This window comes from Jiella endophytica, from assembly GCF_004519335.1.
Taxonomy (GTDB): domain Bacteria; phylum Pseudomonadota; class Alphaproteobacteria; order Rhizobiales; family Rhizobiaceae; genus Jiella; species Jiella endophytica.
In genome coordinates this window covers 988,734-1,004,437 of sequence record NZ_SOZD01000001.1, presented here as the reverse complement: position 1 = coordinate 1,004,437, position 15,704 = coordinate 988,734, and the positions used below count along the sequence as shown (strand labels likewise).

Here is a 15,704-nt window from a genome sequence, read left to right as displayed (position 1 = left end):
GGGCGTCATCTTTCCGTGCGGCCCGCCGACCCTCTCGGCGCGCAGTCCCTCCTAAGAGGGCTGCCGCGCCTGATAACGATCCGGGCGGGAGCCCCCGTCCGGATCGTCGCTATCCTGTCGCTCGAGATCTCAGCGAACTCAGTAAGGGCAGCTCGAATCGGTGGTGTAGTCGTGCACCTCGATCTTGCCGTCGATGATGTCCTGCTTGGCCTTTTCGGCGGCTTCCTTCATCTCGGCGGTGACGAGGTCGGCATTGTTGTCGTCCATGGCATAGCCGACGCCGTCCTCCTTCAGGCCAAGGGTGACGACGCCCGAGGTCCACTTGCCGTCCTTGGCGTCGGTGAAGGCGTCGAAGATGGCGTTGTCGACGCGCTTGACCATCGAGGTCAGGACATGGCCCGGGAACAGGCCGTTCTGGTTGGAATCGACGCCGATGCCGAACTTGCCGGCATCCGCGGCCGCCTGCAGCACGCCGATGCCGGTGCCGCCGGCGGCGTGGAAGATCACGTCGGCGCCCTTGTCGATCTGCGCCTTGGCGAGCTCGCCGCCGCGCACCGGATCGTTCCAGGCCGCGCCGGTGGTGCCCGTCATGTTCTCGTAGACCGCGTCATCCTTCGAGACCGACTTGACGCCGCCCTTGTAGCCGCAGGCAAATTTCGAGATCAGCGGGATGTCCATGCCGCCAATGAATCCGACCTTGCCGTCCTTGGCCTTCATCGCCGCGAGGATGCCGACGAGGTAGGAGCCTTCCTCTTCCTTGAACAGGATCGAGCGGACATTTGGCAGGTCGACGACGGAATCGATGATTGCGAACTGGGTGTCGGGATATTCCTTGGCAACGGTTTCCAGCGCCGCGGCCTGGCTGAAGCCGACCGAGACGATCGGGCTCGCGCCGTCGCGGGCGAAACGGCGGAGCGCCTGCTCGCGCTGGGCGTCGTTGACGATCTCGAATTCGCGATACTCGGTTCCGGTCTCCTTCTTGAAGCGCTCGGCGCCGTTATAGGCAGCCTCGTTGAAGGATTTGTCGAACTTGCCGCCGAGATCGTAGAGGATCGCCGGCTTGAAGTCGGCAGCGACGGCTGCCGTCGCGGTCATCACGGTGGCGGCGAGAATGGCGGCCAGGAAATGTTTCATCGATGTCAGGATCCCTGTTGGCGAGAAGGCGGTTTTCTCTGCGGGGATCGTCGCGCCGCCCGACATTCAGACAGGGTGAAACGACGAAACCCGCACCAATCGTCAGATTGGCACGGGTCGTCGTGAGATTGAAGTCAATTCAGGCAGATCCGCTCCGCCCGTTGGTCGAAAGCCGCCGCCCGGCACCGGCCCGGCCGTCTCGGCTCGGGCCGCCAGCGTTGCGGTCATTCGGCCGGGACGTTCTCCACGCCGATCGGGCAGGAAATACCGGTGCCGCCGACACCGCAATAGCCCGCCGGGTTCTTGGCGAGATACTGCTGATGGTAGTCCTCGGCGTAGTAGAATTCCGGCGCCGGCAGGATCTCGGTGGTGATCGTGCCCTTGTGGCCCGCCCTGGTCAGCGCCTCCTGGTAACGCTGTTTCGACGCTTCCGCCGCTTCGGCCTGCGCGTCCGAAGAGGTGTAGATGCCGGAGCGGTACTGGGTGCCCATGTCGTTGCCCTGGCGCATGCCCTGCGTCGGGTCGTGGCCCTCCCAGAACAGCTTCAACAGGCCGTCATACGAGATCACCTTCGGATCGTAGACGACCAGCACCGCCTCGTTGTGGCCGGTCTGGCCGGTGCAGACCTCCTGATAGGTCGGGTTCGGGGTGGTGCCCGCGGTATAGCCGACGGCGGTGACGTAGACGCCCTCGGCCTGCCAGAACTTGCGCTCGACGCCCCAGAAGCAGCCCATGCCGAAGATCGCCGTCTCGAGGCCCTCCGGGAAGGGCGGCTTCAGCGGCCGGTGCAGGACGAAATGCTCGTCGGCCGTCGGGATCGGCTCGCTGCGCCCAGGCAGCGCCTCGCCGGCGGCGGGCAGCTTCATCTTCTTGGAAAACATGTCGAGGATGTACATGAAACCTCCTTAAAGGAGCCGTCGGGGGCGCCGTTCCGCCGCCGCTTCAGGCCTTCTGCCGTGGCCGCGCGATGCGCTCGACGGGCTCTTCCATCGCGGCCTAATGTCGGGCGCAAAGCCCTCAGATTCAAGGTGGCGGGGCGCTGCTGCCGATCACGGTATCCGGCGGATGTCGCGTGGGCGGCGCCTGCCGCGATGGCCGAGAAGCAGGAAGAGGAGACCGATCGCGCCGCAGGTGATCGCCATCGACCATGTGCCGACGACGGCGAGGGTGCTCGATCCCGGCGCGGCATCGGAAAGCGCGAATCCCATCGCGGTCAGAGCCTGGTCGATCGTCACCAGTTCGGTCGTCTCGTCGGCGAGCGAGCGGGCGATGTCGCCGACGGCATAGACGATCCCGACGGCAAGAACGACGAGACCGATGGCACGAAACAATAGATACATGAGCTTGCGGCACTCCCTGGCAGTCGTGCGAGTTTAGGAGCTGGCGGCGCCCGGCGAAAGCCGGCAGCGCGGCTTCTGCCGGATCGGCCCGTAACCCGCCCGATGCAGGGCCCGGTCCTTGCGTATCATGGACAACCTTGCGGCCGGCGTCTTGCCTTGGCGTTGACTCCGATCAAATCCGGCCGTCGCATTTCGATGCTATGAAAGGGCCGGTTCCTCGATCGAAGGAGTTCCCATCATGGCCACCGAAAATTCCGAGACGTCCGAGGCCGTCGCCCCCGCCGCGAGCGCCCCGGCCTTCATCGCCGATCTGGCGCTGTTTCTTGCCGGCACCGACGGCGACGAGGCGGCAGTCGCCTATGCCGAAACCCTGGCGACCGGCTTTGCGGCACATCTCGATTGCCATCTGATCAACCACGTGCCGGTTCCGATCCTGACCGCCGCGCCGGGGGCGGCCGCGCTGGCGGCAGAATTCGCTCAGCAGGCGGAGGAGGCGGGCCAAAAGGTCGAAGCAGCGCTCCGCACGCGCCTCGGCCGCCTCGGTGTGCCCTGGGAACTGCGCCGCTCGGACGGTACGCTCGGCGAGCTTCGCGGCGCCATCGCCCGCCAGTGCGGCCTCGTCGATGTCGTCGTCCAGTCGCAGAAGTCGGTGACCGAGGCGACCGACATGTCGCTGTTCGAGGCGATTCTCTTCGATGCGCGCGCGCCGGTCCTTCTGGTGCCGGAGGCGGCGGGCAAGGTCTCCGCCTTGCCGAAGACCGTCTTCGTCTCGTTCCTCGACACGCCGGAATGCGCAAGAGCAATCGCCGGGGCTTTGCCGTTCCTGAAGCGCGCCGATCTGGTTGTGCTTGCCAGCATTGCCGAGGACGGCGCCAGCGAGGAGCGGCGCGTCGAACCGATGAACGACATGGCCCGGCATCTCGCCCGCCATGGCGTCACCGTCGAGATCCGCGAGCTGCCGGCCTGGGACGATCCGGCCAAGGGGCTGCTGGAAGCGGCGAATGTCAGCGGTGCCGAACTCCTCGTCGCGGGCGCCTACGGCCATTCGCGGCTGCGCGAATTCCTGTTCGGCGGCGTCACCCGCTCGCTGATCCGCAACTGCCACCTGCCGATCCTGATGGCGCACTGACGCCGCGATCCCTTCTCTGATCCCCGCCAAGGACGGCGACACGCGCTGCCGTCGTCCTGCTCTCTCTCTCTCTCTCTCTCTCTCTCTCTCTCTCTCTCTCTCTCTTCACGCCCGGCACTCTCGGAAATTCCGGACTCACTTTTCCGGCGGGTGCCCTAAGCTGTGCTCCAAAGGCTTCGGGCGTCGCTCCCGATGAACCCAACAGGACGACGAGGCGGCTCATGAGCATCCGCAATTTCGACGCCTTGTTCCGGCCCCGATCAATCGCGCTGATCGGGGCGAGCAACAAGCCCCGCTCGGTCGGCAACGTCGTTGCCAGGAACCTCGCCGCCGGCGGCTTCGCCGGCCAAGTCATGCTGGTCAATCCCCATGACCGGACGATCGAGGGCCAGCAGGCCTATCGTTCCGTCGGCGCGCTGCCGGAATGCCCCGACCTCGCCGTCGTCGCGACTCCGGCGCGGACCGTGCCGGGAATCGTCGCGGAACTGGCGGAGATGGGCTGCCGCGCCGCCGTGGTCATCAGTGCCGGCCTCGGCGTGCCCGCCGAGGGCGCGGCGCCGGGCGGGCGGACGCTGCGCCAGGCGATGCTCGACGCGGCCCGGCCGCATCTGATGCGGATCGTCGGGCCGAACTGCCTCGGCCTGATCTCGACGCCCGCCGGGATCAATGCCAGCTTCTCCCATCTGATGCCGCCGAAGGGCGACATCGCCCTCGTCAGCCAGTCCGGCGCGATCGCGACGGCGATCCTCGACTGGGCGGCCAGCCGCGGCATCGGCTTCTCCCACGTCGTCTCGCTCGGCGACATGAGCGACGCCGATTTCGGCGACTTCCTCGATTTCCTGTCGACCGACCGCGAGACGCGGGCGATCCTGCTCTATGTCGAGAACGTCACCTTCGCCCAGAAATTCATGTCGGCAGCGCGGGTCGCCTCGCGCGCCAAGCCGGTGCTCGTCATCAAGTCCGGCCGCAGCGCCGAGGGCGCCCGGGCGGCCCAGTCGCACACCGGCGCCATGGCCGGCTCGGACCTCGTCTATGATGCTGCCTTCCGGCGTGCGGGCATCCTCAGGGTCGATGCGCTCGAAGAACTGTTCGAGGCCGCGGCGACGCTCGCGACCGGCATCCGCATCGGCGGCGACCGGCTGGCGATCCTGACCAATGGCGGCGGTGCCGGCGTCCTCGCCGTCGATCGGCTGGAGGCGGTCGGCGGGCGGCTCGCCGACATGACGGAGCCGTGCCTCGCGCGGCTCGACGCCGTCCTGCCGCCGACCTGGTCGCACGGCAATCCGGTCGACATCATCGGCGACGCGACGCCGAAACGCTACCGCGACGCCCTCGACATCCTCATCGACAGCCGGGTGGCCGACGCCGTCCTCGTCATCAACTGCCCGACCGCCGTCGCCGACAACCGCGAGGCGGCGGCCGCGGTCGTCGAGGTCGCCAGGGCGCGGCGGAGCTTCCCGGTCTTTGCCAACTGGCTCGGCGGCATCACCGCCGGGCCGGTCCGCCAGATGCTGGCCGACGAGCGGATCCCGAGCTTCGAGAGCCCGGAGGACGCGATCCGCGCCTTCACCTATCTCGTCGACTATCGCCGCAACCAGGCGCAGCTGATGGAGACGCCGTCTGCCGGGGTGACGATCGTGCCGGAGGACGTCGAGGCGGCGAACGCCGTCATCGCCGCCGCGGTAAGGGAGGGGCGCAGCAATCTCAACGAATGGGAGGCGAAGGAAATCCTCCGCCGCTTCGGCATTCCGACCGTTCCGACCCATTTCGTCGTAACGCCGGAGGCTGCGGCCGAACAGTTCGCAGCGATGGGCGGGCCGGCGGTTTTGAAGATCGTCTCGCCGCAGATCACCCACAAGTCGGATGTCGGCGGCGTGCGCCTCGGCATCGAGAGCCGCGAGGACATGCTCGAGGCCGCAAGGGCGATGGTCGACCGGGTGAAGGCAGACCGTCCCGACGCCGAGATCGCCGGCTTCACCGTCCAGCCGATGATCGCCCGCGGCGACGGCCACGAACTCATCGCCGGCATCGCCCGCGACCCGACCTTCGGCCCGGTCATCCTGTTCGGCCGTGGCGGCAAGGAGGCGGAAGTGGTCGGCGACAGGGCGATCGGCCTGCCACCGCTGAATTCGGTGCTTGCCCGCCAGATGATCGACAGGACCGCGATCGCCAGGCTCCTGCAGGGGTTCCGCGACGTGCCGCCGGTCGACATGGATGGGCTCGAGGGGGCGCTGGTGCGGCTGTCGGAACTCGCCGTTCTGCTGCCGGCGGTGAGCGAACTCGACATCAATCCGCTGACCGCCGACGAGACCGGCGTCATCGCCCTCGACGCCCGCATCGCCATCGCGCAAGGCCCGTCCGCAGCGGGCCTCGCCCGGCCGGCCATCCGGCCCTATCCGCGCGAATGGGAGCGCGACATCGCCATTCGCGACGACAAGGCCTTTCGGCTGCGGCCGATTCGCCCGGAGGACGAGACCGCGCTCGCCGCGATGGTCATGGCCTGCGAGCCGGAGGATCTGCGTCTGCGTTTCATGGCGGCGATGAAGTCCTTCCCGCATCAGACGGCGGCGCGCTTCACCCAGATCGACTACGACCGCGAGATGGCGCTGATCGCCGTCGATCCGGCGGCCGGCTATGGCGAGGGGCCGATCTTCGGCGTCGTGCGCATCGTCGCCGATCCGGAGAACGAAGTGGCGGAATTCGCCGTGCTGGTGCGCTCGGACATGAAGGGGCAGGGGCTCGGCTACACGCTGATGTCGAGCATCCTCGACTATGCCAGGGCGCGCGGCCTCGTCCGCGTCCATGGCGAGATCCTCAGGGAGAATGTCGGCATGCGCAATCTCGCCCGCAGCCTCGGCTTCCAGCCCGAGGCGTCGAGCGACTTTTCCGACGTGCTGCACGTCACGCTCGATCTTTGAGACGGGTGCCGTCGTTCGGCGCCGTCTTTGTCGGTCAGGCGGGGTCTGGTTACCGCGATCTCAACCAAAAGAGGGCGTTAGGCGAGGAAATACGGCGTCAAAGTGGCCGATGCGCTTCCCTTTGGTTGGTCGGTTCGCCTATGCTGGGATCGCTTCCGGCGATGCATTCGATCCTCAGATCGGCCGGCGCACCTGCCCCTTGCGCGCCTGCCTTTGCCCGGAAGAGACGAAGACGAAAAATCGATCCGACAAGGACGAGGGAGAATCCTTGCGGGTCGATCGAGCTGGAGAAAGTGTTTGGACAGGACCGCCCATAAGGTTCTCTTGAAGCGCCTGAACCTCGTCGCATCGATCGACAGCGAAGACGAAGCTGCGATCGGCGCCCTGCCTGTGACGATTCGAGAGATCGAAGCCGGCATCGACATCGTGTCGGAAGGTCAGTACGTCACGCAGTGCTGCATTCTGATCGACGGCTTCACCTACCGCTATCGCCATACGCTGGAAGGTAAGCGGCAGATCATCGCCTTCCATGTCGCCGGCGACATTCCGGATCTCCACAGCCTGCATATGAACTACATGGACCACAGCTTCGCCGCGACGACGCCGGCTCGGGTGGGATTCGTCTCCCATGAAGCGGTGTGGGACCTCTGCATGCGCCGGCCGAACGTCGCTGCGGCGATGTGGCGGGAAACGCTGATCGACGGGGCGATCTTCCGCGAATGGATCGTCGGTCTCGGCAGGCTGTCGGGGCTGAGCCGCACCGCGCATCTCCTCTGCGAACTCGCCATGCGCATGCGCGCCGTCGGGCTTGCGCCCGACTATGTCTACCGGCTGCCGCTGACCCAGCACGAACTCGCCGACGCGCTCGGCCTGACGGTCGTCACCGTCAATCGCGTCTTGAAGGATCTGCGGATCAGCGGCCTCGTCGAGCGCGAGCGCTCCCGGATGGTGATCCGCGACTGGAGCGGGCTTGCGAGGCTCGGCGAGTTCGATCCGCGCTATCTGCATTTCCGCGTGCCGATCGCCATGGCGCCGGAAGCCATGCGCGAGCGCGCCTGAAGCTCATTGCGGGCACCGTCGCCGGGCGGACACTGCGCTCCCGCAGCGCGGCCTTTGCAACAACGGCTTGGCAATGAAACCGTCGATTGGCTAAAGCAGGCGGCGATACTCGAACTATCCTCAGAGGGGGCGATGCGTCCGCTTTTCATCGTCGCAGACGATCATCCGCTATTTCGCGGGGCACTCAAGGAGATCTTGATGTCCCTGCCGAAGGGTGCGGACATCGTCGAGGCGGCCGATTTCGACGAGGCGGCGAGCGCGCTCGAACGCAACGGCGACGCCGACCTTCTGCTGCTCGACCTGTCGATGCCGGGGACCAGCGGCCTTTCCGGCCTTGCGCTTTTGAGGGCCGAGTACCCCTCGGTGCCGATCGCCATCGTCTCTGCCAGCGAGGACAGCCAGATCGTCGCCAGGGCTCTCGAACTCGGCGCTTCGGGCTTCATCCCGAAGTCGGCGGGCTTCGACGAAATCCGCGCGGCGATCGCGACGCTGCTGCAGGGTGATGTCTGGCTGCCGAAGGATATGTCGCTCGACGCGCCCGGCGATCCGGACGTCGCCGATCTGATCACCAGGGTGAAGACGCTGACGCCGCAGCAGACGCGGGTGCTGTCGATGCTCGGCCGCGGCCTTCTCAACAAGCAGATCGCCTATGAGCTCGGTGTCTCGGAGCCGACGATCAAGGCTCATGTCTCGGCGATCCTTCTGAAGCTCGGCGTCGACAGCCGCACCCAGGCGGTCATCCAGCTCGGCAAGCTTGGTATCGATCCCGAGCGCGGCCTGGTCCGGGGCTGAGCGCTCCCGAAAAGCGCTGCAGCGAGATCGTCCGGCCGGCGTGTCCTCTCGCGCCTTATTCGGCGGCTTCGCGCCGCTGCAGGACGCTCGCCATCGCCGCCCTGAGGGAGGCGGGCTTCAGCGGCTTCGTCAGCACCTGCACCCCCATCGCCAGCGCCTCTTCGCGGACCTTTGCCGAGCGGTCGGCGGTGACGAGGATCGCCAGGAGCCCGCCGCCGAACTGGCGCCGCAGCTCGGCGAAAGCGAGCAGCCCGTCGGATCCGTCGTCGAGGTGATAGTCGACGAGCGCGATCTCCGGCCGGAAGTTCGACGTCTCCAGCGCCGCGATCGCTTCCCTGGCCGATGCGAAGGCCTCGACATGGCAGCCCCAGCCGGAGAGGAGCGTGGTCATGCCGTCGCGGATGGCCGGCTCGTTGTCAATACACAGCACCGCAGCCCCTGCGACGGTCACGCCGATCAGCGACCGCGGCGCGGTGCTTGCCAGAGCTTCGCCGGCACCGGGCGCGGCGAGGGCGAGCCCGATCCGGAAGGCGGTGCCCCGACCGTGCATCGAGCGCGCCGACAGCGGGTGATCGAGCACCCTGGCGATGCGGTCGACGATCGACAGGCCGAGGCCGAGGCCGCTCGCCGTCCGCGATCCCTCGTCGAGGCGAACGAACTCGCCATAGATCGTCTGCAGCTTGTCGTCCGGAATGCCGATGCCGCTGTCGGCGACCTCGAGGTCGACGCGGCCGCCGCCTCGGCGGCGGACGCCGACGACGATCTTGCCCTTGCGGGTATATTTCACCGCATTCGAGACGAGGTTCTGGATCAGCCGGCGCAGCAGGTTTCGGTCCGAGCGCACGGCGACGGAGGTCGCGACGAAGCGCAGCGACAGGCCCTTTTCCTCTGCAAGCGGCTTCAGGTCGGTCTCGATCTGGCGCAGCAGCGGCTGCAGTGGGAATTCGCTGAGCTTTGCCTCCATGCCGCCGGCGTCGAGCCGCGAGATGTCGAGGACGGCGCCGATGATCGCCTCGACCGCCTCGAGCGATGAGCCGATATTGCCGGCGAGTTCCGCGCCGGGGGAGCGGCCCTGGCGCTGCTCCAGCGCCGAAACGTAAAGGCGCGCGGCATTGAGCGGCTGCAGAATGTCGTGGCCGGCGGCGGCGAGGAAGCGGGTCTTGCCGAGATTGGCCGCCTCCGCCGCGCGCCTTGCCTCTGCCAGGTCGCGGTTCGCCTCGGTCAGCTCGGCGGTGCGGCGGCGCACCCGCTCCTCCAGCGTCTCGTTGATCTCCCGCAGCGCCGCGGCGCGGCGCACCCGCTCGGTCATGTCGGAGACGGTGGCGACGAGGCCGCCGTCGGGCATGGTGTTGACGCGCATCTCGATGGTGCGGCCGGAGCGGGAAAGCGGGATCTGCCGCTGGGCCGGCGGGCGGGTCAGCTGGTCGAACCCCGCCGCATATTCGCCGGCATCGATCTCGCCGTCGCGCAGGAGCTGGTCGAAGACGGCGGTGAGCGGCGTTCCGACCTGGCCGAATTCGGCCGACAGCCCGACGAGGTCACGGAACTGGCGGTTCCAGAAGGTCAGGCAGAAGTCGCCATCGAAGATGGCGAGGCCCTGGTCGACCTGGTCGAGCGCGATGCGCAGGAGATCGCGATTGTATTGCAGCGCCTCGGTGGCGTCGTCGAGAAGCTGCAGCGCCGTCTGGCTGGAATCGGCATGGCGCTGGAACAGCAGCGACAGGACGAGGCGGGACGAGGCAGAGCCGATCGCCGAGGCGAGGAGCTGTTCGGAAAAGTTGATCGTCGCGCCGTCTGCCGCCGCGTCGTCGTCGAGGACGCCCTGGTGGTCGCGGCCAAAGCCGACGAAGGCCCGCTCGGTGCGCTGGGCGCCGAGATAGCGAGCGATCGTCGCCTTGAGGTCGGCGACCCGCACGGTCACCCGCATGCGCCGGCCGGGCGCCGCGGCGAAGCCCTCGCGGTCGGAGAACACCGCCGCCTGGATGCGCTCGAGCGGCCGCGGCCGCCGGCTGAGCGAGCCGATGGCAAGGCCGAGGAGATTGGCGGTCAGGCTGAGCACCACGCCGGTCAGCAGCGGATCGAAGAGGAGTGTCCCGTCGGCGCGGGCGAGCAGTGCCGGCACCGGCAGGCCGAGCGCCGGCGCCAGCAGGAGAAGGCCCCAGACGGTGATGCCGGCGGCAAGGCCCGCCATCGCGCCGCGGGCATTCGCCCGCTTCCAGTAGAGGCCGGCAAACAGCGCCGGCGCCAGCTGGGCGATCGCCGCGAAGGACAGAAGGCCGATCGAGGCGAGGCCGCCGCCATCGCCGGCAAAGCGATAATAGGCATAGCCGAAGAAGACGATGACAAGGATCGCCGAGCGGCGCACCTTGAGGATCAGCCGGGTTTCGTCGCCGGGATTGCCGGGCCGCCTGCCGCGCCGCTTCAACAGCACCGGCAGGACCAGATCATTGGAGATCATGATCGCCAGCGCGACGCTGGCGACGATGACCATGGCGGTTGCCGCCGACAGGCCGCCGATGAAGGCGACGAGGCCGAGAAGATCCGAGCCGGAGGACAGCGGCAGCGCCAGCACATAGAGATCGGCGTCGAATTGCGGCCCGAGGCGGATCAGCCCGGCAGCGGCGATCGGCGCGACGAAGAGGTTGATCAGCGCCAGATAGCTCGGAAACAGCCAGCGCGCGCGGCGGATCTCGCTGCGGGTGCGGTTCTCGACGACGGTGACGTGAAACTGCCGGGGCAACAGGAGAATCGCCAGTGCGCTGAGGCCGATGCTGGCGAAGAACGAGCCGGCGAGCGGCGTCGTGAAGGCGTTCTGCACCGCCGGGCTTTCCAGCGCCGCCTGCCAGAGCTCATGCGGCTTGAACAGGACGAAGGACGTCCAAATGCCGACGGCGAGAAAGGCGCCGAGCTTGATCAGCGATTCCATCGCCACCGCGAGGACGAGCCCGTCCTGATGCTCGGTGGCGTCGGCATGGCGTGTGCCGAACAGGATGGCGAAGAGGCCGAGCACGGTGGCGATCAGCAGCGCCAGATCGCCGAACAGCGGCGGCACGTCGAGATTCGGCCGGTAGTGGAAGACGAGGGTGGCGACGCTGGTCGAGATCGCCTTCAGCTGCAGCGAGATGTAGGGCACCGTGCCGACCAGCGCGATGATCGTGGCGAGCGCCGAGACCGCCGGGCTCTTGCCGTATCGCGAGCCGATGAAGTCGGCGACGGTGGTGATCTTCTCGGCCTTGGCGTGCCGGACGATCCGCTCGATCAGGGCAGGCGCGAAAAGAAAGACGACGATCGGCCCGAGATAGATGGCGAGGAAGGCGAAGCCGTCCCGCGCGGCGACGCCGACCGAGCCGAGAAACGTCCATGACGTGCAGTAGACGGCCAGGCTGAGCGCATAGACGGCCGGCCGGCTGGCGCCCGGCGGCCGGCGCGCCGCCCTGCGGTCGCCCCAATATGCGACGGCAAATAGCAGAAGGAGATAGACGATCGCCACCAGGGCGACGAGACCGCTGTGCAAGCCGAAGGATCCGTTGTCTGGCGCCGCCCGGAACGGGCCGGCACCGGCAGGTTGACCGAACTTCGCCACAGGCTGGCGCAGGACGCAAGGCCGGCCGCCGCGCGCGGCCGTAAGCCTTGCCCGCGATTGACTTCGGCTCCCCTATGGTCGATTTCCGAGGAAAGCACCGTTGGAGGAATGCATGCCAGAGATGATTGCGGTTGACGGCCTGAAGGTCGCGGACGAGCTGAAGCGTTTCGTCGATACCGAAGCCCTGCCGGGGACAGGCGTCGAACCGGAAGCCTTCTGGTCGGCCTTCTCGGAGATCCTCAATCAGCTGGCGCCGCAGAACCGCGCTTTGCTCGCCGAGCGCGACCGGCTGCAGTCGACCATCGACGAATGGCATCGCGGGCACCGCGGCAAGACCATCGACATGAAGGAATACCAGGCCTTCCTGCGCGAGATCGGCTATCTCACCCCGGAGGGCCCGGACTTCCGCATCGAGACCGAGAATGTCGACCCCGAGATCTCGCTGGTGCCGGGGCCGCAGCTGGTCGTGCCGCTGATGAACGCGCGCTACACGCTGAACGCCGCCAATGCCCGCTGGGGTTCGCTCTACGACGCGCTCTACGGCACCGACGCCATGGGCGACGCACCGGAGGGGTCGGGCTACGACCGAGCGCGCGGCGCGCGGGTGGTCTCCTGGGCGAAGAGCTTCCTCGACGGCGTCGCGCCGCTCGACCGGATCTCCCACATCGACGTCGAGGCCTATTCGGTCGACGGCGGCACGCTGGTCGCCGCCTATGGCGACGGCAAGAAGGCGCGGCTGAAGAACCCGCTCGCCTTTGCCGGCTATCGCGGCGAGGCGGAATCGCCTTCGGCGGTGCTGTTCAAGCACAATGGCCTGCATGTCGAGATGTCGGTCGATGCGGCCCATCGGATCGGCAAGAACGACCGCTCCCACGTCGCCGACGTCCTGATGGAATCGGCGGTGACGACGATCTGCGACTGCGAGGATTCGATCGCCGCGGTCGATGCCGAGGACAAGACCGCCGTCTACCGCAACTGGCTCGGCCTGATGAAGGGCGACCTGTCCGACACCTTCACGAAGGGCGGCGAAACGATCACCCGCCGGCTCAATCCCGACCGCGAATATCAAGGGCCCGACGGCGGCTCCTTCACCCTGCCGGGCCGCTCGCTGCTGTTGGTGCGCAATGTCGGCCACCTGATGACCAATCCGGCGATCCAGCTCTCCGACGGCAGCGATGCCCCGGAAGGCATCATGGACGCGATGATCACCGCGATGATCGCCATCCACGATCTGAAGAAGACCGGCGGCATGCGCAATTCCCGCGCCCGTTCGGTCTACATCGTCAAGCCGAAGATGCACGGGCCGGAGGAGGTCGCCTTCTCGAGCGAGATTTTCAGCCGTGTGGAAGATGCGCTCGGCCTCGACCGCAACACCCTCAAGATGGGCATCATGGACGAGGAGCGCCGCACCACGGTGAACCTCAAGGAATGCATCCGTGCCGCCAGGCAGCGGGTGTTCTTCATCAATACCGGCTTCCTCGACCGCACCGGCGACGAGATCCATACCTCGATGGAAGCCGGCCCGATCGTCCGCAAGACGGTGATGAAGGACCGCACCTGGATCAACGCCTACGAGGACTGGAACGTCGATGTCGGTCTTGCCTGCGGGTTCCGCGGCAAGGCGCAGATCGGCAAGGGCATGTGGGCGGCGCCGGCCAAGATGCACGACATGCTGGCCCAGAAGGTCGGCCATCCGCAGGCGGGCGCCAACACCGCCTGGGTACCGAGCCCGACGGCGGCGACGCTGCATGCCACCCACTACCACCGGGTCGACGTTCTCGCCTGGCAGGAATCGATCGCCGCCAAGGGCCGCCGGGCGCTGCTCGCCGATATCTTGACGATCCCGCTCGCCAACCGGGCCAACTGGCCGGAGGAGCAGATCAAGGCGGAGATCCGCAACAACGCGCAGGGCATCCTCGGCTACGTCGTGCGCTGGATCGACCAGGGCATCGGCTGTTCCACCGTGCCGGACATCAACGATGTCGGGCTGATGGAAGACCGCGCCACCTGCCGCATCTCCTCGCAGCATCTTGCCAACTGGCTGCATCACGGCGTCGTCTCGAAGGACGAGGTGATGGAAGCGATGAAGGAGATGGCCGCCAAGGTTGACGGGCAGAATGCCGGCGATCCGAACTACGAAAAGATGGCCGGCCGATTCGACGAGTCGATCGCCTTCAAGGCGGCCTGCGACCTGGTGTTCCTCGGCCGCGAGCAGCCCTCGGGCTACACCGAGCCGGTCCTGCATCGCCGCCGCCTGGAGAAGAAGGCCGAGCGGGCCGGCTGAGCGCCGATCCGGCATCGCCGCACATCGCGGCGTCCAATCTAGGCGGTGAAGCATCGAAACATCGGCCCGGAAACCGGATCACGGTTTTCGGGCCGATTGCCGTCTGGGGGCAGGGGGCGCGTGACATGCCCGCGCTTCGCTTGAAGTCTGAAGCGACGACCATATCCCGAGCGTCCTTCAGACGTGGGAAGCAGCAGTTCAGCCGCGGCGAAAAGACCGCGCAAGGTCGCCGGGGTCGTCGGCATCCGTGGCCGGACCCCTCAACTGCACGGCGTGTGTCGATCGCCTGAGCTCATTGGCGCCGAACTTAGACCGTTTCCGATTCATAAGCATCTTCAATGACATTCACCCATGTTTATCAAATTTGCGCACCCTTGCGATACTTGGCTTTTTGTATGCCAGTTATCAGTGCTCGTTAGGCGCGATAAGATTTTCATCGTTCATAGCCGGCATTGAAAATAGTGACGCCCGACGATCATCCTTTTTTGCAAGGATTGCTCTGCGGCTTCCAGTACCCTCAAACGGGGTGGCTGCTTTTTGCTTGAGCATCGGCTACGGTACTACGCGTCCACCGGCGCGCCGGACAGTCCTCGATAAAAGCTGCCCAGCAAGATCATCTTTCGTCTCCTTGGATATCGTGTGTCATAACGACGCAATAGGCGTCTGAACCGGCCTAAGAATTATGCAAGGAGAATGCTCCCGGTGTATGACCAATGAGTGTTCTCCCGGATGGGGAACAACACGTAGACGCAACGTCCCAATTCGAGCAAAGACTGAAGGTCACGAAATGCCCCAGCCCATTTCCAGCAACGCGCTCGGCTTCCTTCTCGTGGACATTGCCCGTCTATTCCGTCAGGGATTCGAACGGGCCGTGGTCGAGGCCGGGCTGTCCCTGACGCCGGGTGAAATCCGCGCTCTTGTCTATGTCTGGCGCTTCGAGGGATCCCGGCAGGCCGTTCTCGCCGAACGCATGGGTGTCGAGCCGATGACCATGTCCGCCTATCTCGACAGACTCGAGAGCCGCGGCCTCGTCGAGCGCAAGGTCGACAAGAACGATCGCCGCGCCAAGGTCGTCACCACCACTGACACGGCATCCGCGGTGTTCGAAGAGATCCGGCCGGTCGGCGAGGTGATGTATGACCGGCTCGTCAGCGGCTTCAGCGAGGAAGAGCGCGAGAGCGTTCAGGAAATGCTGATCCGGATCCGCCAGAATCTCACCTCCGATCCGCAGATCGTCGGCGAGGACACGGTCATTCCGGCGTCCCGCGCGGCCCGCAACGGCGAGGGGGTCTACCGGACCGCCTGAGCGGTCGGCAGGCCAACCTCGACTGGTGGCCTCCAGTCGGCGGCTTCTGACCGGACAGGCAAAGCGGAGCGATGCGCCGCGCTATGCGAGGCTCGCGGAAGTTTGTAAGCAAGGGTGATCAAGTCTGCCTCGCGTAACGGATTGTCCTTCTTGACTTCG

The 15,704-nt window shown here is 66.6% G+C and carries 10 protein-coding genes; 6 read left to right on the top strand and 4 right to left on the bottom strand.

Going from position 1 to position 15,704, the window contains the following annotated elements:
* Positions 1-138: 138 nt before the first annotated feature.
* From E3C22_RS04680 to E3C22_RS04670, 3 genes are all read right to left on the bottom strand, one after another.
* A complete protein-coding gene (locus E3C22_RS04680) occupies positions 139-1,134 on the bottom strand; it encodes a BMP family lipoprotein (protein WP_134760673.1) in 996 nt (331 codons plus the stop codon).
* Positions 1,135-1,358: 224 nt separating this feature from the next.
* Positions 1,359-2,030: a peptide-methionine (S)-S-oxide reductase MsrA gene (gene msrA, locus E3C22_RS04675; protein ID WP_134760671.1), complete on the bottom strand. Its 672-nt coding sequence runs from the start codon at positions 2,028-2,030 to the stop codon at positions 1,359-1,361.
* Between the two features lie 153 nt (positions 2,031-2,183).
* Positions 2,184-2,474 carry a hypothetical protein gene (locus tag E3C22_RS04670; RefSeq protein WP_134760669.1) on the bottom strand — a complete coding sequence of 97 codons (291 nt, stop codon included), beginning with the start codon at positions 2,472-2,474 and terminating at the stop codon, positions 2,184-2,186.
* Positions 2,475-2,712: 238 nt separating this feature from the next.
* On the opposite strand from E3C22_RS04670, the gene E3C22_RS04665 reads away from it, so the two are divergent.
* From E3C22_RS04665 to E3C22_RS04650, 4 genes are all read left to right on the top strand, one after another.
* Complete coding sequence (locus E3C22_RS04665) at positions 2,713-3,603, top strand: universal stress protein (RefSeq protein WP_134760667.1); 891 nt, start codon at positions 2,713-2,715, stop codon at positions 3,601-3,603.
* Positions 3,604-3,824: 221 nt separating this feature from the next.
* Positions 3,825-6,521, top strand: a complete 2,697-nt coding sequence (locus E3C22_RS04660; RefSeq protein WP_134760665.1) for a bifunctional acetate--CoA ligase family protein/GNAT family N-acetyltransferase — start codon at positions 3,825-3,827, stop codon at positions 6,519-6,521.
* A 297-nt stretch (positions 6,522-6,818) separates the two neighbouring features.
* Positions 6,819-7,580 (top strand): Crp/Fnr family transcriptional regulator, encoded by a 762-nt coding sequence (locus E3C22_RS04655; protein ID WP_245514761.1) that lies wholly within the window; start codon positions 6,819-6,821, stop codon positions 7,578-7,580.
* A gap of 132 nt (positions 7,581-7,712) precedes the next feature.
* Positions 7,713-8,372: a response regulator transcription factor gene (locus E3C22_RS04650; RefSeq protein ID WP_134760661.1), complete on the top strand. Its 660-nt coding sequence runs from the start codon at positions 7,713-7,715 to the stop codon at positions 8,370-8,372.
* 55 nt (positions 8,373-8,427) lie between these two features.
* Here E3C22_RS04650 and E3C22_RS04645 read toward each other — a convergent pair whose 3' ends face one another.
* Positions 8,428-11,886 (bottom strand): hybrid sensor histidine kinase/response regulator, encoded by a 3,459-nt coding sequence (locus E3C22_RS04645; protein WP_134760659.1) that lies wholly within the window; start codon positions 11,884-11,886, stop codon positions 8,428-8,430.
* A gap of 181 nt (positions 11,887-12,067) precedes the next feature.
* On the opposite strand from E3C22_RS04645, the gene E3C22_RS04640 reads away from it, so the two are divergent.
* Together E3C22_RS04640 and E3C22_RS04635 are read left to right on the top strand one after the other, a co-directional pair.
* A complete protein-coding gene (locus tag E3C22_RS04640) occupies positions 12,068-14,239 on the top strand; it encodes a malate synthase G (protein ID WP_134760657.1) in 2,172 nt (723 codons plus the stop codon).
* 787 nt (positions 14,240-15,026) lie between these two features.
* A complete protein-coding gene (locus E3C22_RS04635; RefSeq protein WP_134760655.1) occupies positions 15,027-15,545 on the top strand; it encodes a MarR family winged helix-turn-helix transcriptional regulator in 519 nt (172 codons plus the stop codon).
* Positions 15,546-15,704 lie beyond the last annotated feature (159 nt).